The following is a 16,410-nucleotide window of genomic DNA, read 5'->3' as shown; positions in this document are numbered from 1 at the left end:
CCCGCGCGCTCACGCGGGCACCCGCAGATTCACCACGAATCCCTCCTCGTCCGGCCCTGCCTCCAGCGTCCCGCCGAGCAGTTCGGCACGTTCCCGCATCCCCACCAGACCGTATCCGGAGCCACTGACAGCGAGCTCGCCCGCCGGACGGTGACCGCCGGAATCCCGTACCTCCAGCGCCACCGCGTCCCGCTGGTACTCCAGCCGTACGGTGACGGCCGCCCCCGGCGCGTGTTTCCTGGTGTTGGTCAGTGCTTCCTGCGCCACCCTCCGGACCGTCTGCGACGCTTCCGCCGTCAGCTGCCTCCGCTCCCCCGCCACGGACACCTCGGCCGGCTCACCGGCCACCAGCTGACGCAGGAAGTCCTCCACCGGGGTCATCTCCCCGCGCAGCGCGGAGAGCGCCTGACGCGTCTCCGCGAGGCCCTCACGCGCCATGGAGCGCGCCGCCACCACTCTCTCCAGCACCTGGTCGCGGAACTCCGCGGACGGCTCCCGCTCGATCAGCAGGCGGGCCGCTTCCAGGTGCACCAGCTGGGCGGAGAGGCTGTGGGCGAGCACATCGTGGATCTCGCGGGCGATCCTGGACCTCTCCGCCAGGGCGGCCACCCCGGCCTCCGCCTCCCTCGCTGCGCGCTCCTGGGCCAGGAGGCGCCGGGAGTTGCCCCGGGCCTCGGCATCGAGCCGCAGCACGTATCCGCCCAGGCACAGCCCGCCCGTGGTGAGCACGCTCGTCAGCCAGCCGTCGCCCTTGACGACCGCGTAGGCGATGAGCGTCACCGCCGTGAGGGGAACAGCGGCGAACAACGGGAGCCGTTCCAGGGCCACCACGGCGCACCCGCACCACAGCACGACCGCGACTGCCCCCGCGCCCGCCCCCAGGGCCCCGAACGCCACGGCGACGAGCAGGGCCAGCAGCCCGACGGACGGCCCGAGACGGTGTTCCCTGGTGGTCAGGAAGAACGCTCTGCCGACTGCCGCGCAGCCCACTGTCACCACCAGGCCGACCGCCACCTGCCAGAGGGCGAACCGCCCGTCTCCCAGGGCCTTCCAGAGGAAGCCGACGAAAACCGCGGCCCAGACGAGCCGGCTGATCATGGCCCCGGGGCCGGGTGTGGGGCACCGGGGCGAGTGCCTCCTTGGAGGGCCAGCTCGTCCACGTACCGCGGTTCACGCCCCGCCCTTCGCCATGGCCGGTGCGGCCGCCGACGGCGCGTCGCCGGCCGGAGAAGCCGCGGTGACACCGTACTGCTCGCGCATGCCTGCCACCCGCAGGGCCAGCACACCGCTGCGTGCGAACAGCATCGCCGCGAGCGATATGAGCAGAGCCGCTGTCCCCTGGTGTACGCCGAGCAGAAGAGCGGCCACGGCCAGCGCGACGCGCAGCGCGATCCCACCCGCCCATATGAAGGCGGTGGCCCTGGTCCCCCGGCTCCAGAGTGTTCGCTCCGGCCCCTGCCACAACCGGGCCGTCCAGCCCCACCCCGCGCCGGTGACCAGCCCCACCACGAGGCCGGCACCGAGCAGCACGGCGGACAGTGCGCCGTGACGGGGGTCGAGGGCTCCGTCACTGCGCAGGGCGACGATGAAGAGGATCACCGGCAGCACCCACCACCGCTTCTGCTCGCCGACCCGCTGGGCCGAGAACTGACGAACGACCACGAGTGCGACCACAGCGGTGATCACCAGAACGTTGAAAAGCCCTGCCATGCCAGCCTCCGAAGGCGCGAGGATCCGATGTCCTCGACGCTACGGAGGCGCGGGGATCCCGGGATCGGCTCAGGGGCTGACCGTGGGTGGAAAAAGATCTCCACCCACGGGTGGAGAGCCTCAGACGTCGATGCGCGAGCGGTCCAGGGTGGCGGCGGAGCTGGTGATGAACTCCTTGCGCGGGGCGACCTCGTTGCCCATCAGCAGGTCGAAGACCTGCTCGGAGGATTCCAGGTCGCCGATGTTGATCCGGCGCAGGGTGCGGTGGCGCGGGTCCATCGTGGTCTCCGCGAGCTGGTCCGCGTCCATCTCACCGAGGCCCTTGTACCGCTGGATCGAGTCCTTGAACCGGACGTTCTTCCGCTGCAGCTCCAGCAGGGTCTGCCGGAGCTCGTTGTCGGAGTAGGTGTAGATGTACTTGTCCTGGCCCTTCTTCGGCTGGACGAGCTCGATCCGGTGCAGCGGGGGCACTGCCGCGAAGACCCGCCCCGCCTCGACCATCGGCCGCATGTAGCGCTGGAAGAGCGTGAGCAGCAGGGTGCGGATGTGCGAACCGTCGACGTCGGCGTCCGTCATCATGATGACCTTGCCGTAGCGCGCGGCGTCGATGTCGAAGGTGCGCCCGGACCCGGCTCCTATGACCTGGATGATGGCTCCGCACTCGGCGTTCTTGAGCATGTCCGAGACGGACGACTTCTGGACGTTGAGGATCTTGCCGCGGATCGGCAGCAGCGCCTGGAACTCGCTGTTGCGGGCCAGCTTCGCGGTACCGAGGGCCGAGTCGCCCTCCACGATGAAGAGCTCGCTGCGCTCCACGTCGTCGCTCCGGCAGTCCGCGAGCTTCGCGGGCAGCGAGGAGGACTCCAGCGCGGTCTTGCGGCGCTGCGCGTCCTTGTGCTGACGGGCGGCGATGCGGGTGCGGGCCGCGGCCACGGCCTTGTCCAGCACCGCCCTGGCCTGGGCCTTGGCATCGCGCTTCGAGGACGTCAGGAATGCCTTGAGCTCCTTGGCGACCACATTGGCCACGATCCGGTTGGCCGCCGAGGTGCCCAGCACCTCCTTGGTCTGCCCTTCGAACTGCGGCTCCGCGAGCCGTACGGTGACGACCGCGGTCAGGCCCTCCAGGGCGTCGTCCTTGACGATGTCGTCCTCGGCGACCCGCAGCAGCTTGGCGGAGCGCAGGACCTCGTTCACCGTCTTGGTGAGGGAGCGCTCGAAGCCACTGACATGGGTGCCGCCCTTGGGGGTGGCGATGATGTTGACGAAGGACTTGAGGTTGGTGTCGTAGCCGGTGCCCCACCGGAGGGCGATGTCGACCCCCAGCTCACGGGTGACCTCGGTCGCCGTCATGTGCCCGCGGTCGTCCAGGACCGGCACGGTCTCCTTGAACGTTCCCGTTCCGCTCAGGCGCTGGACGTCGCAGACGGCCTTGTCCTGCGCCAGGTACTCGCAGAACTCGCTGATCCCGCCGTCGAAGCGGAACGTCTCTTCCGTCTTGCCCTCGCCGTCGATGCCGCGCTCGTCGCGTACGACGATGGTCAGCCCCGGCACCAGGAACGCTGTCTGGCGTGCCCGCTGGTACAGCGTCTCCAGGTTGAGCTTCGCGTCCTTGAGGAAGATCTGGCGGTCCGCCCAGTACCGCACCCGGGTACCCGTGCGCGTCTTGGGGACGCGCTTGCCCTTGCGGAGGCCGTTGGCGGGATCGAAGGGGCTGTCGGGTCCCTGCTCGGTGAACATGCCCGGGACACCACGCCGGAAGCTGATGGAGTGGGTGGCGCTGTTGCGGTCGACCTCGACGTCCAGCCGGGCGGACAGCGCGTTCACCACGGAGGCGCCGACGCCGTGCAGGCCGCCCGACGCCGCGTACGAGCCGCCGCCGAACTTTCCGCCGGCGTGCAGCTTCGTCATGACGACCTCGATGCCGGAGAGCCCGGTCTTGGGCTCCACGTCGACCGGGATGCCCCGGCCGTTGTCCCGGACCTCGACGGAGGAGTCGTCGTGGAGGATGACCTCGATGGCGTCGCAGTACCCGCCGAGAGCTTCGTCGACCGAGTTGTCGATGATCTCCCAGAGGCAGTGCATGAGTCCGCGGCTGTCGGTGGACCCGATGTACATCCCGGGGCGCTTGCGGACCGCTTCGAGCCCCTCGAGGACGAGGAGGTGCCGCGCGGTGTAGTTGGAGCTGTCCCTGTCTGCGCCGCCTGCTCCGGTCAGCAGCGCAGTGGACGGCACGGAATCGGCGGTCACGCGGTTCGCTCCTCGCTGAATTTCATTTGGGGCCCTGTGGGTATCGGGTTCGGCCTCGGTAGCCGCTGAGAGCCTACAGAGGCCTGGTAGAGCGGTTGTAACGCCACCCAGGGGGAATCCTTATGCTAGTGCAGCCTCGCATACACGTTCGATCACTCGTCGGAGTGACGTGCACATCACGTTCCCATCGAGGCATGAACCATTTAGGCTCCGGGCACGTCCTCATGAACAACCGGCAAGCCAGCCGGCGGACCGGCCCACACAAGCAACGCGAAACCGTAGCGCTACGCAATACGGCACATTCGCCGCCAACCGGCAACAGACAGCCATCCTGAGAAGAAGTTTCGAAGAAATGCCACGAGCGGGAACGTTTTCGGCCTGGTTGGATGTTGACCCTGGTACGACAGCTCGTCGAGCTAGAGAAGAGGCGACGTGACTACTGTTCTGACCCCCGCGAGCCCGCTGACCGCAGCAGACCGCTGTGACCGTTGCGGCGCCCAGGCATATCTGCGCGTCGTCCTGATCAGCGGCGGTGAACTGCTCTTCTGTGCCCACCACGGGCGCAAGTTCGAGCCGGAACTCAAGAAGATCGCCGCGGAAATACAGGATGAGACAGATCGGCTCACTGCCGTGCAGGCCAGTGCCGCCGACGAGGAACAACACTGACACCTCGCATCCACGACGAGCCATGGGCACGGTCCAGGACCGGCCGACGGGCGGCCTCCCCTCGGGGAAAGCCGCCCGTTCTCGTAGGCGCGGACGCGACGGTGCGTACGCGGTCAGTTCCGGTCCGCCATCCACCGGATCGCCGCGGACACGCGTGTGTACACCCCGGGGCTGCCCGGGCTACCGCAGCCGCTGCCCCATGAGACGAGCCCGATGAGGCGCCCACGGGCCACCAGCGGGCCTCCGCTGTCCCCCTGGCAGGCATCCCGCCCGCCAGCGGTGGTACCGGCGCAGAGCATCGATGAGGCGTCGTACGCGCCCTGTGCGCCACCGGGGTACGCCCGGGCGCAGTCGCTGTCCGGCAGCACCCGCACCGTGGCGGCGTGCAGCCCCGACGCGTAGGCGCCGTAACCGGTCGTGTCCCCCCAGCCGTACACCGTGGCCGCGGTGCCCGGTTCGTACGCCGCCTCCCCGGCCCCGGCCATCGGGATGACGCTGTTCTTCGGCAGCGCCCGGGCCAGGGTGAGGACCGCGAGGTCGGCGGCGTTCGTGTGCGGGTCGTAACCCGGATTCACCCACGACGACCGCACAGCGATCTCCTGACCGCCGGGCCCGCTCAGCTCGTCCCGTCCGGCAATGATCCGCAGGTCCCGGACCTCCACGACGGATGCCCCCAGAACGTCCTCCCTGAGGCAGTGTGCGGCCGTGAGCACCTTGGTGGGGGCGATCGCCACTCCGCCGCAGAACTGGCCCGCACGGGTTCCCCCGAACCGGTCACGGCTCGACAGGGCCACGGCCCACGGGCTGTCCGCGACGGCCACCGGCCTCCCACCGACGACGATGCTGTCCGCCGCCGCGAGGCCGGGAGGACCGAGGGGTATCACCGCCCCGGCGACCGCGAGGGTGAGCGCTGCGGGAAGGACACGGGCGAGAACGCGGGGCATGGAGGCTCCTGACGCCGAGGTGAACAGTGCCCACTCAGCGTCATCCGCCCCGGTGCCCGCCGCATGCGGACATGGGCCGGGGCCCGGAACCTGTTCGGTTCCGGGCCCCGGCCCATGTGTCTGTCCGCGATCTAGTCGAGGTAGTCGCGCAGAACCTGCGAACGCGACGGGTGGCGCAGCTTCGACATCGTCTTGGATTCGATCTGCCGGATGCGCTCACGCGTCACCCCGTAGACCTTGCCGATCTCGTCCAGCGTCTTCGGCTGGCCGTCGGTGAGACCGAAGCGCATCGAGACGACGCCCGCCTCACGCTCGGAGAGGGTGTCGAGCACGGAGTGCAGCTGCTCCTGGAGCAGGGTGAAGCTCACCGCGTCCGCCGGCACGACTGCCTCGGAGTCCTCGATCAGGTCTCCGAACTCGCTGTCCCCGTCCTCACCCAGCGGGGTGTGGAGCGAAATCGGCTCGCGCCCGTACTTCTGGACCTCGATGACCTTCTCAGGGGTCATGTCGAGCTCCTTGGCCAGCTCCTCCGGGGTGGGCTCACGGCCCAGGTCCTGGAGCATCTGGCGCTGCACCCGCGCGAGCTTGTTGATGACCTCGACCATGTGCACCGGGATACGGATGGTGCGGGCCTGGTCGGCCATGGCGCGGGTGATCGCCTGGCGGATCCACCACGTGGCGTACGTGGAGAACTTGTAGCCCTTGGTGTAGTCGAACTTCTCGACCGCGCGGATCAGACCGAGGTTGCCCTCCTGGATGAGGTCCAGGAACAGCATGCCGCGACCGGTGTAGCGCTTGGCCAGTGAGACCACGAGGCGGAGGTTGGCCTCCAGCAAGTGGTTCTTGGCCCGGCGGCCGTCCTCGGCGATGATCTCCAGCTCGCGCTTGAGCTTCGGTGCGAGCTTGTCCGCGTTCGCGAGCTTGTCCTCGGCGAAGAGGCCGGCCTCGATGCGCTTGGCGAGCTCGACCTCCTGCTCGGCGTTGAGGAGGGGGACCTTGCCGATCTGCTTCAGGTAGTCCTTGACCGGGTCGGCCGTGGCGCCGGCGACCGCCACCTGCTGCGCAGGCGCGTCGTCCTCGTCGTCGTCGGAGAGGACGAAGCCCTTGTTCTCGCCCTCGCCCTCCTCCTCCTCGCCCTTACCGGCCTTTACTTCCTCGACCGCCTCGTCGCCGTCGAGCAGCTCGTCGTCCTGCTTGCCGGACTTCTTCGCGGCCGTCTTCTTGACCGCGGTCTTCTTGGCGGCGGTCTTCTTGGCAACCGTCTTCTTGGCTGCCGTCTTCTTCGCAGGAGCGGCAACGGCAGCGTCGTCGGCCGCCACGTCCGCGCTCTCGGCCGCCGGGGCGGCAGATGCCGCGACGGTCCGCGTCACGGCCGTCTTGGCCGCGACGGTCTTGGTGGCGGTGCGCTTGACCGGGCTCTTCGCTGCGACGCTCTTGCGGGCGCGCTTAGGCGACTCCGCGGCACTGACCATCAGCGTCACACCCTCTTCCTCGAGGATCTGGTTGAGGCTGCGCAGAACATTCTTCCACTGGGTTGGCGGAATCTGGTCAGCCTCGAAGGCCCGACGCACGTCATCGCCGGCGATCTGCCCATCAGCCTTTCCCCGCTCGATGAGCGCCATCACAGACTCGGACTCGGCGATCTCCGGCGGGAGCGTACGGGATGTGCTGGCCGACACGAACAACCTCTCGGAACGATGGAAACGGCTTCCGGCCCGGCCCTGGAGAGGGCTGGAACCGACGACCGCCGGCTGGGGATGTCGCCGACGGCGCGGGCTTGGCCTCAGAACTGCACAGCGCACTGTGTGGCTGCTGTATTCCTTCCGCGGCGGTCACCTCTTAAGTCATCGCACTGTTTCGAGGAGTGTTACGCCCAATTCGCGTGGCCCCAGTCACACCCCATCCGCGACAAACAGGCGCAGAGGTCACATCTCCGTATAAACACGCCGCCGAACCGCGAAGGTCCGGCGGCACACGGTCCGCATACCCCGGCCTTGCGGCGTTCAGTGCTCGCGAGGCGCGGGAACCACGCGCTCGCTGTCGGCGGGACCGACCAGCAGCTGCCGCATGGCGGCCTCGGCTCCGGCGGAGTCACCCGAGGCGAGGGCCTCCGCGATCCGCGCGTGGTGCCCGAGGGACGCCTCGGCGGGACGGTCACAGCCGGTGACGGGCCCGCCCGAAACATGCAGGGCCGCCGACACGATCCCGGAGAGGTGCTCGAGCATGCGGTTGCCCGCCGCCTGAATCAGCAGGGCGTGGAACTCTGCATCGGCACGGGAGAACGTGATGGCGTCCCCCTGGCCCATCGCGTGCCCCATGATCTCGATCATGTCGCCGAGGCGCTGCTGAATGTCCTCGCGCCCGTGACCGGCGGCCAGCCTGGCGGCGAGCGGCTCGATGGTCCACCGGAGGTCGTCCAGTTCGCGGCGCTGGTCATCGCGCTGCGGACCGAAGGCCCGCCATTCGATGATGTCGGGGTCCAGCAGATTCCAGTCACTCACCGGGCGCACCCGGGTGCCCACATTGGGCCGGGCACTGACCAGGCCCTTGGCCTCGAGAACGCGCAGGGACTCCCTCACAACGGTACGGGAGACCTCGAATCGCTGGCCGATCTCCTCCGGGACGAGCGGCCGGTCGGCGCCGAGGTCACCGGAAACGATCATCTGGCCGAGCTGCTGGACCAGCTGGCCGTGAAGTCCACGGCCACGGCTGGCCGTGCCGCGTCGGCCCGCCCGCCCCAGTTCGGATTCGGTGCCGCCCCAGGAACGGAGCGCGGCGCGCTCGCCGGCCGGAGTCTCCGTGTACGGGTAACGGTCGATTTCGCCCGGGCCGGCGAGGCCGGAGTCGGCGGAGCGGGCGGCGGTCATCATGGTGTGCGCAAGGGTACTCACGCATCCTTTGTCGGCGCGGCTCACCCGGCCCTTGAGGTCTTTGCTGAAAAGCACACGAAAGGGTGATCGGCACCCGCCCCTCAATTGACGCGTTATCGGTAGAAATCACGCCTTTTCAGGGGAGTTGTCCGTATGCAGCTGACGAGTCCCGGTGAAACGGTCACCAACGGGCTCTCCCTCGAAGACTGGTGAACACATACGCGCAGATCAAGGCAGACAACGACAAGGAAAGCGCCAGCCCCACGGGTTGGGCCACGACCCGCACCGCGGCCATGGCCCAGCGGTCCGTCTCGTACGGCCACTGCGCCCACCCCAGTTCACGCAGCCGGCCCGGCAGACCGGTGACCGAACGGGCGGACGGCCCCGTGAGGAGCTTCTGCATCAGCGGTACGACGAGGACGGGAACCGCCAGTACGGCCGCGACGCCGGCAGCGGCCAGCCGGAACACACCGGCCCCCAGCAGCCCGGCCCAGGCGCACCCGACCGACAGGCCTGCCCAACTGGCGGCGAGCTGCGGCGCGTTCGCCGGGACGGTCACCAAGTCTGCGCCGTAGACGAGGTGCAGCGCTTCGGCGTCCGCCAGCACGGAGAGCAGGGCGAGGAGCAGCGCGACGCCCGCGGACACCACCAGTTTGGCCAGCAGGAGACCGAGACGGCGCGGGACCGTCCCCCTGCCCGCGGCGAGCGCGGGGTAGCGGAACTCGTCGCCGAAGGAGAGGGCACCCAGCAGCCCGGCGGCGAACGCGGCGGGCGGCAGCGGCAGCAGATCGGGCCAGGCCACGAGCAGTTCCGGCAGGGGCGCCCTGCCGGAACGGGCCAGCAGCACGGAGAGGACAGCCGAGACGACCAGAACGGCCGCCATGATCAGGGTGGTTGTCCTGACACCGAAGAGCCGGCGCAGTTCGTACCGCAGGGGGCGGAGCGGGCCACGCGCCGGACGTACGGGGATCGGCGGGGGCAGCTTCGAGATCGCCACCGCCGAGGCGGGCCCCGGCAGGACGGTCCTCACCGGAGCGGCCACCGGGCCCGCGTCCCCCGTCTCGTCGGCGAGTTGATGGACGGGAAGGCCGTGCCGGTACGCCGTGTCCCCGACCTCCGCACAACTGCTGCCGTACACCGACAGCCGGCTGCCGCCCTCGGCGACCACCTCGACGGAGCGCTGGGCGGCTCGGGCCTCACGGCTCATCACGGCGGCCAGCCGTGCCGCGTGCGGGGTCCGCACGGCGACCCGGGGCCGCAGGCGGGTGCGGGAGAAGTCCGCGACATCCTGGTCGGCGACGAGTCGCCCCTCGTCGATGGTCACGACACGGTCGGCCGCGCGAGCGGCCTCCTTGGGGTCGCCGGTCGTGTGCAGGACCGTGCCGCCCTCGGCCGCGTGTGCGCGGAGCAGACCGTGGAGCCAGCTCCTCTCACGTGGCGAGAGACCCTGGGTGGGCTCGTCGAGCACGAGCGTATGGGGGTCACCGAGCAGCGCCGAGGCGAGGCCGAGCCGCCGGTCCATCCCCGCCGAGAGGGTTCCGATGCGCTGGTCCCCCAGCCCCGCGAGGCCGACGACCTCGAGCAGTTCGTCGGCTCGCGACGCGGGGACTCCCGCTGCGGCGCACAACATGCGGAGCTGACCGCGCGCGGTGCGTGCGGGGTGCCCCGGCACGTCCCCGAGCAGCACCCCGACCTCACGGGCGGGGTGGCCGATGCGGTGCAGTGGGCGGCCCTTGAAGTAGGTGACGCCCCTGCCCCCTTCGAGTTCGAGCATCAGACGGAGGGCCGTGGTCTTGCCGGAGCCGGGAGCGCCGAGGAGCGCGGTGACGCTGCCGGGCGGAGCTTCGAAGGTCAGGTCGCCCACGGCGGGCGGACGGTCGCGGCGGGGGGTGCTGGTGAGTCCGATGGCCTGGAGCATCGCTTCTCTCGCTGAGGGTGAGACCGCTCGGCGGCAGGGTGGAGTACCTCAGCAAGATAACGCGACATTTCAGACTTTTTGCGCAACGGTGCTTCTGTGGGCGTTCCGCGGGTGCGCTCGTCGTGAGCCCGCGGAACGGACCCCGCTCAGACTTCCGGCCTCAGCATGGGAGGGTTCAGCACGGTCGCCGCCCCGGCCCGGAACAGCTGTGCGGGACGGCCTCCCTGCCGCGTGGTCGTCCCTCCGGACGGCACCAGGAAGCCGGGCGTGCCCGTGACCTTGCGGTGGAAATTCCGGGGGTCGAGGACCACACCCCACACCGCCTCGTACACCCTCCGCAGCTCGCCGACCGTGAACTCCGGCGGGCAGAACGCCGTGGCCAGCGAGGAGTATTCGATCTTGGAGCGGGCGCGCTCCACCCCGTCGTCGAGGATCCTCGCGTGATCGAAGGCCAGCGGCGCGGACTGCTCACCGTCGCGGGCGAAGCCACCCCCCGGCCCGAGCAGGTCCTCGACCGATGCCCAGCGGGCACTGTTCGCGTCCCCGCCCGCCCGCGGGGCCGGCAGGTCGGGCGCCAGCGCGAGGTGCGCGACGCTGACGACCCTCATCCGGGGATCGCGCCCCGGATCACCGTAGGTGGCCAACTGTTCGAGATGGGCCCCGTTCCCGACGGACGGGACCGCCGGGTCGTGCGCGCAGAGCCCGGTCTCCTCGACGAGTTCACGCGCAGCCGCCGCACCGAGATCCTCATCGGCCCTGACGAATCCGCCCGGTAGCGCCCACCGCCCCTGGAAAGGCGTTTCACCACGGCGGACCACCAACGCGCAGAGGGCGTGACGTCGCACCGTCAGGACAACCAGGTCGACGGTGACAGCGAAGGGCGGGAAGGTCGACGGGTCGTAGGGCGGCATGCCGAAATCATAGTCGTCTTCCTGACGATAAACACTCCCTTCGTCACACCGGTTCCACGTCAGTCGCGGCTCCTGGCGCCACGGTGGCCCAGCCGCGGGATGTCCCGGCCCCGGCCCCGGCTCGCAGCGTTGCCCGGACGAGAGGCGGCGCCCGGCCGGTCCGCCGTTCCTCGTTTGCGCCTGGCGGCCGGAGTACGCGGAGCGCGTGGCCCGCTCCGTCGCTCTGCACTCGGCGCACCGCGCTCCCGAGGCCCCCCGTCGCCTCCGCCCTCACGCAGGGTGCGCTCCCCACGGAGACAGCGGCGCAGCGTTTCCGGATCCAGGCCTTGATTGCACGCCTGGTGGAGCAGCTGGGCGAACGTGTAGTCGGGATCGGCCCGCAGGGCAAGCCCCAGTGCCACCCGGGCACCCGACTCGTCGCCGGTGGACCAGGAGACCCAGGCAGCCAGCGTGAGCGGCGCCGCGGCGTGTTCCACGTACGGGCCGACACACCGACGGGCGAGCGCGCTCCACAGCCGGAGCGCGGTCCCGGCCTCGGGGCCCTCCATCCACTCGGCGGCCCGGTCCCTGGTCTCGCGGTCCTGAAGGCCCAGAATCACAGCCGCCGCCTCATCGGGTGTGATCAGGCCGTCGTCCCCGCCGTCCGTCCCGGCGGACCCGGGAGCGGGCGCGTCACCGAGGCGTTCCATGAGGTCACGTGCGAGCGTCAGGGTCTCTTCCGACACCGCACCGCGCCCGTCGACGTCGAGGATCCGGGACACCAGCACGGCACCCGCCGAGTCCAGAGCCCGCTCCTGCTCCTGTGCCACCGCGGAGGAGCCCCACGGCATGAGCCGCGCCTCCATGTCACGCAGCGACCCCCGCACCTGGACCCCGGCGTACGCGGCGGCGGCCGCCATCACCGTGGTCCCCGGGAGCGCCAGCGGGTTGCCCTCGGGTGGACAGCAGCGTTCATCCGGGCAGCAGTAGGACCAGTAACGGCCGTCGGAGATGCAGAGCGCCTCGAGCACGGGAACGTCCAGCGCCCCGCAGGCCGTACGGAGATGCTGCGCGAGCGGCCTCAGGCGCTCCATGGTCCGGGGAGCACTCTCCCCCTCGGCCGGGTCCTGGCAGAGGTAGACGACGATCGCGTCAGGTCGCGCATCGCGCCTCTCGCTCCCCGTGATCAGGCTGCGCGCCAGGTGGTCGGCGACCGGCGCCCACTCCTCCGGCTCGGGCGGAATCCCCAGCCTGAGCCTGCCGCCGAAACGGCCCCGGCCGCCGTGCAGGGCCACCATGACCACGCTGTCGTTCGGATGGAAACCCATCAGGTACGGAAGGGCATCGGCGAGTTCGGCGGGACCTCGCAGTGTGACCTGCTGCGTTTCGGACGGTTCGGTGTTTTCGTCGTGCTTGTTCATGGCATGACCGTCCCGCGGTCCGCCGATTTCCGCGACCCCCTGTGGATAACTTATCCACAGGGGCGGGGTCGCCGTTCGCGGTTTGTCGTAGGCATCGGCTTGCATGGGGGCATCAGACCGCGACGGAGAGCAGGTCCACCACGAAGACGAGTGTCGAGCCCGCCGGGATCAACGGCGAGGGTGACTGGTTGCCGTAGCCGAGGCGCGGAGGAACGATGATCTCCCGTCGGCCGCCGGCCTTCATCCCTCTGACCCCACGGTCCCAGCCCTTGATGACCTTGCCACCGCCCACAGCGAACTTGAACGTCCGGCCCCGGTCCCAGGAGGCGTCGAATTCCTTACCTGACTCGAAGGTGACCCCGACGTAGTGAACCTGGACGACCCTGCCCGGCTTCGCCTCGAGCCCGTCCCCGACGACGAGGTCACGGATCGTCAGCTCGGTGGGAGCGTCACCCTCCGGAAGGCCGATCTCGGGCTTCGTCAGTTCACTCATTGCAACCTTCATTCGCTCGCCGCCGGAAGCCCTCGTACAGACCAGCCAGGCGCATGGTCACTCCGTGCAGTAGATCATCATGCTGCCGTGAACGCCTCGACGTCCTGACCCGCCCCAGGATTGGCCCTGCGTTCTGATCGGTGGGCGAGAGCGTTCACCAGCCGACCAGGTCCATGGACCTTCGCGCGAGCCAGTCCGTGAAGGACACGGGCTGATCATCCAGGTTCAGAGGCAGGATCTGGTCGCAGGTTGCCCGGCCGTCGAACCACAGTGAGCCGTGGTGCGGACCGGTGACAACGAGCAGGGTCGAGAAGCCACAGCCGTTGTCCTGGAGGAATACAGCGCCGGACGTCTTGCGCTCCTGGAACACCTCGCGTGCCAGCCCCGGCCCGTCGCGGATCGGCACAGACGGTTCACCGCGCCGCCGGCGTCCTGACGGAGCAAGCACGCGCGGTACTGGGCCGGGAACACGATGCCCAGCTCCACCTCCGCTTCGCTGATCTCCGCTTCGGACAGCGGCACCGCCGGGCCGGCGCTCTGCCGCGAGGTGGGAGAGCTGAGCTCGTCAAAGCCCCGCCGCCCCCGGGCAACGCGTTGTGCTTCCGCTATCCAGTCGGTCGTCATAAGGGTGAGGCCAAGGGCTGTCCGTCGGACTCTCCGAGGCCCCGGAGCGGCTACCCGGCGAGCGCCAGGACGAGCGGGAGCACTTGATCGGCTCCGGCCTGGCGCAGGAGGCGTGCGCCCACAGCCAGGGTCCATCCGGAGTCGGTGTAGTCATCGACGAGCAGCACCGGGCCAGGCGTGCCGGCCAAGGCAGCGGCGAGTTCGTCGGGCACGGTGAACGAGTCAGCCAAGGCGCGCAGCCGTTGGGCGGAGTTGCTTCGGTGCGCCGTGTACTCGTCGGCGTGCGGGGTGTGGGCCAGGCTGCCCAGGAGCGGGAGACGGCCGACCCTGGCCACTCCCTCGGCCAGGGAGCCGACCAGCTGGGGGCGGGTGCGGGAGGGCATGGCCACGACGCCGACGGGCCGGGTCACCGCGTCAGGAGAGCCACTGGCCCAGCCGCCGGGCGAGCGGGCCCAGTCCGCCAGCACCGTCACGACGGCGTTCAGTACGTCGTCCGGGACCGGCCCGTCCGCCGCCTGCGCCGACAGGAGTGGGCGCAGGCGGTTGCCCCAGCCGATGTCCGACAACCTGCCCAACGCGCGCCCGGTGACGGCCTGCTGTCCTGCGGGGATGCGGCCCTTGAGGTCAAGGCCGACCGCGGCGAGGCCGGTCGGCCACATCTTGCGGGGCTCGACCTCGACGCCCGGCCGGTCCAGCTCGCCCGTCGCCGCCGCGAGGGCCGCGGAAGAGACGGCGGGATCGAGCCAGGGGCCGGCGCAGTTGTCGCAGCGACCGCAGGGGACCGCCTTCTCGTCATCGAGCTGCCGTTGCAGGAACTCCATGCGGCAGCCGGTGGTCGCCACGTAGTCCCGCATGGCCTGCTGCTCCGTGGCCCGCTGCTTCGCGACCCAGGCGTACCGCTCCGCGTCGTACGCCCACGGCTGACCTGTGGCGGTCCAGCCGCCCTTCACGCGCTTGACCGCCCCGTCCACGTCCAGGACCTTCAGCATCGTCTCCAGACGCGAACGCCGAAGATCCACCAATGGCTCCAGCGCCGGCAGCGACAACGGACGACCCGCGCTCTCCAGGACGTCCAGGGTGCGCCGCACCTGCTCCTCGGGCGGGAAACCCACCGAAGCGAAGTACGCCCAGATCGCCTCGTCCTCCCGCCCCGGCAGCAGCAGGACATCGGCATGATCGACACCACGCCCCGCACGCCCGACCTGCTGGTAATAGGCAATCGGGGACGAGGGCGACCCCAGGTGCACCACGAAGCCGAGGTCGGGCTTGTCGAAGCCCATTCCGAGCGCGGACGTGGCGACCAGGGCCTTGACCCGGTTCGCCAGCAGATCCTCCTCCGCCTGCAGCCGGTCGGCGTTCTCCGTCTTCCCCGTGTAGGAAGCCACCGGATATCCACGCTGCCGCAGAAACGCTGCGACCTCCTCAGCCGCCGCCACCGTCAGCGTGTAAATGATCCCGGAACCCTGCAGATCCCCGAGCCGCTCCCCCAGCCACGCGAGCCGGTGCGCCGCATTCGGCAGCTCCAGCACCCCCAGGCGAAGGCTTTCCCGGTCCAGCGGCCCCCGCAGCACCAAGGCGTCCTTGCCGCCGGTGCCCAATTGCTCCGCGACATCCGCGGTCACGCGGGCGTTGGCGGTGGCCGTCGTGGCGAGCACGGGAACTCCCGCCGGCAGCTCCGCCAGCATGGTGCGCAGCCGCCGGTAGTCAGGCCGGAAATCGTGGCCCCAGTCGGAAATGCAGTGCGCCTCGTCCACCACCAGCAGACCGGTCGTCGCCGCAAGCTTCGGCAGCACCTGATCACGAAAGTCCACGGAATTGAGACGCTCCGGGCTCACGAGAAGAACGTCGGTCTCCCCGCGCTCCACCTCCCCGTAGATCGTTTCCCACTCCTCGGGATTGGCGGAGTTGATCGTGCGCGCCTGGATTCCTGCGCGCGCCGCCGCCTCGACCTGGTTGCGCATCAACGCCAGCAGCGGCGAAATGATCACCGTGGGGCCGGCTCCACGCCGCCGCAGCAGCGCGGTGGCCACGAAATAGACTGCCGACTTCCCCCACCCGGTGCGCTGCACCACGAGCGCGCGGCGGCGCTCCTCGACGAGGGCCGCCACGGCCTGCCACTGGTCCTCCCGCAGCCGCGCCGACCCCGCGGGGGCGCCGACCAGCTCAGCGAGGACGGTGTCGGCTTCAGTGCGGAGCTCCAGGGTGTCCATGCCCCCATGCAACCCGATGGCACTGACAATCAGCGAATCCACCCACCGTGGCGGAGGGGTCACGAAGAGTGGATCCGCCCCACACGAACCGTGGCCCCGGATCAGCCGGGGGATCAGGTCCGCCGGACTCCCGATGTCCTCGCCCGGGCCGGGCGGCGCATGCCCCAGCTCCGACGCGCGCGAGCGGAGGGGGTGTTTCCGCTGGTCCTCGCAGTCCGGGCAGGACGCATGGCTTCGTTCGCCGTCGAACGGGAAGGGATACGGGCAGGGATATCCGTGTCATTCCGTCAGATACCCGTCAGCCGCGCCAATTGCTCGTTGCCGCCTGCCGATACGACAGGAAGAATTGGAGTCGCTCCCCGCACGGTCTCTTCGCGGGCCCGGAAGGGCTGTGCCGCGGCGCGCCCTCACTCGACC

The 16,410-nt window shown here is 70.0% G+C and carries 12 protein-coding genes and 2 pseudogenes; 1 reads left to right on the top strand and 13 read right to left on the bottom strand.

Annotated elements, in window-relative coordinates; genetic code table 11:
- Positions 1–9: 9 nt before the first annotated feature.
- The 3 genes and pseudogenes from ACIRD8_RS29915 to ACIRD8_RS29905 all read right to left on the bottom strand — a co-directional run bounded on the left by ACIRD8_RS29915 (position 10) and on the right by ACIRD8_RS29905 (position 3,957).
- A pseudogene (locus ACIRD8_RS29915) lies at positions 10–1,174 on the bottom strand (sensor histidine kinase).
- A complete protein-coding gene (locus ACIRD8_RS29910; RefSeq protein WP_403998261.1) occupies positions 1,171–1,710 on the bottom strand; it encodes a DUF1453 domain-containing protein in 540 nt (179 codons plus the stop codon). The pseudogene ACIRD8_RS29915 and the gene ACIRD8_RS29910 overlap by 4 nt, the downstream one beginning before the upstream one ends.
- Positions 1,711–1,830: 120 nt before the next feature.
- Positions 1,831–3,957, bottom strand: a complete 2,127-nt coding sequence (locus tag ACIRD8_RS29905) for a type IIA DNA topoisomerase subunit B (RefSeq protein ID WP_403998258.1) — start codon at positions 3,955–3,957, stop codon at positions 1,831–1,833.
- 432 nt (positions 3,958–4,389) lie between these two features.
- On the opposite strand from ACIRD8_RS29905, the gene ACIRD8_RS29900 reads away from it, so the two are divergent.
- The gene (locus ACIRD8_RS29900) at positions 4,390–4,623 is read left to right on the top strand and encodes a hypothetical protein (RefSeq protein WP_014153643.1); all 234 of its coding nucleotides are present in this window, start codon (positions 4,390–4,392) and stop codon (positions 4,621–4,623) included.
- A 113-nt stretch (positions 4,624–4,736) separates the two neighbouring features.
- On the opposite strand, the gene ACIRD8_RS29895 is transcribed toward ACIRD8_RS29900, so the two are convergent.
- From ACIRD8_RS29895 to ACIRD8_RS29850, 10 genes and pseudogenes are all read right to left on the bottom strand, one after another.
- Positions 4,737–5,567 carry a S1 family peptidase gene (locus ACIRD8_RS29895; protein ID WP_403998256.1) on the bottom strand — a complete coding sequence of 277 codons (831 nt, stop codon included), beginning with the start codon at positions 5,565–5,567 and terminating at the stop codon, positions 4,737–4,739.
- A gap of 131 nt (positions 5,568–5,698) precedes the next feature.
- Positions 5,699–7,246 carry an RNA polymerase sigma factor gene (locus tag ACIRD8_RS29890; protein ID WP_403998254.1) on the bottom strand — a complete coding sequence of 516 codons (1,548 nt, stop codon included), beginning with the start codon at positions 7,244–7,246 and terminating at the stop codon, positions 5,699–5,701.
- A gap of 324 nt (positions 7,247–7,570) precedes the next feature.
- Positions 7,571–8,437, bottom strand: coding sequence for a FadR/GntR family transcriptional regulator (locus ACIRD8_RS29885; protein ID WP_403998427.1), 867 nt, complete (start codon positions 8,435–8,437; stop codon positions 7,571–7,573).
- Between the two features lie 181 nt (positions 8,438–8,618).
- Positions 8,619–10,355, bottom strand: a complete 1,737-nt coding sequence (locus tag ACIRD8_RS29880; protein WP_403998252.1) for an ATP-binding cassette domain-containing protein — start codon at positions 10,353–10,355, stop codon at positions 8,619–8,621.
- A gap of 146 nt (positions 10,356–10,501) precedes the next feature.
- Positions 10,502–11,266, bottom strand: coding sequence for an NUDIX domain-containing protein (locus ACIRD8_RS29875; protein ID WP_403998250.1), 765 nt, complete (start codon positions 11,264–11,266; stop codon positions 10,502–10,504).
- Positions 11,267–11,325: 59 nt separating this feature from the next.
- A complete protein-coding gene (locus tag ACIRD8_RS29870; protein ID WP_403998248.1) occupies positions 11,326–12,666 on the bottom strand; it encodes a DUF4192 domain-containing protein in 1,341 nt (446 codons plus the stop codon).
- A gap of 112 nt (positions 12,667–12,778) precedes the next feature.
- Positions 12,779–13,159, bottom strand: coding sequence for an FKBP-type peptidyl-prolyl cis-trans isomerase (locus tag ACIRD8_RS29865; protein WP_403998245.1), 381 nt, complete (start codon positions 13,157–13,159; stop codon positions 12,779–12,781).
- 154 nt (positions 13,160–13,313) lie between these two features.
- Positions 13,314–13,565 (bottom strand): hypothetical protein, encoded by a 252-nt coding sequence (locus tag ACIRD8_RS29860; protein ID WP_403998439.1) that lies wholly within the window; start codon positions 13,563–13,565, stop codon positions 13,314–13,316.
- A gap of 14 nt (positions 13,566–13,579) precedes the next feature.
- Positions 13,580–13,783: pseudogene (locus ACIRD8_RS29855) on the bottom strand (SMI1/KNR4 family protein); the annotation flags it as partial.
- A 50-nt stretch (positions 13,784–13,833) separates the two neighbouring features.
- Positions 13,834–15,993: a RecQ family ATP-dependent DNA helicase gene (locus tag ACIRD8_RS29850; RefSeq protein WP_403998243.1), complete on the bottom strand. Its 2,160-nt coding sequence runs from the start codon at positions 15,991–15,993 to the stop codon at positions 13,834–13,836.
- Positions 15,994–16,410 lie beyond the last annotated feature (417 nt).

This window comes from Streptomyces sp. NPDC102451, from assembly GCF_044765485.1.
GTDB lineage: Bacteria > Actinomycetota > Actinomycetes > Streptomycetales > Streptomycetaceae > Streptomyces.
The sequence above is the reverse complement of the archived record's forward strand: the minus strand, read 5'-3'. Positions and strand labels throughout refer to the sequence as shown.

Bases quoted from the DNA above. Each gene is read 5' to 3' on its own strand.
- ACIRD8_RS29910 (WP_403998261.1), bottom strand. From the start codon at position 1,710: ATGGCAGGGCTTTTCAACGTTCTGGTGATCACCGCTGTGGTCGCACTC.
- ACIRD8_RS29895 (WP_403998256.1), bottom strand. From the start codon at position 5,567: ATGCCCCGCGTTCTCGCCCGTGTCCTTCCCGCAGCGCTCACCCTCGCG.
- ACIRD8_RS29885 (WP_403998427.1), bottom strand. From the start codon at position 8,437: ATGATGACCGCCGCCCGCTCCGCCGACTCCGGCCTCGCCGGCCCGGGC.
- ACIRD8_RS29880 (WP_403998252.1), bottom strand. From the start codon at position 10,355: ATGCTCCAGGCCATCGGACTCACCAGCACCCCCCGCCGCGACCGTCCG.
- ACIRD8_RS29875 (WP_403998250.1), bottom strand. From the start codon at position 11,266: ATGCCGCCCTACGACCCGTCGACCTTCCCGCCCTTCGCTGTCACCGTC.
- ACIRD8_RS29870 (WP_403998248.1), bottom strand. From the start codon at position 12,666: ATGAACAAGCACGACGAAAACACCGAACCGTCCGAAACGCAGCAGGTC.
- ACIRD8_RS29865 (WP_403998245.1), bottom strand. From the start codon at position 13,159: ATGAGTGAACTGACGAAGCCCGAGATCGGCCTTCCGGAGGGTGACGCT.
- ACIRD8_RS29850 (WP_403998243.1), bottom strand. From the start codon at position 15,993: ATGGACACCCTGGAGCTCCGCACTGAAGCCGACACCGTCCTCGCTGAG.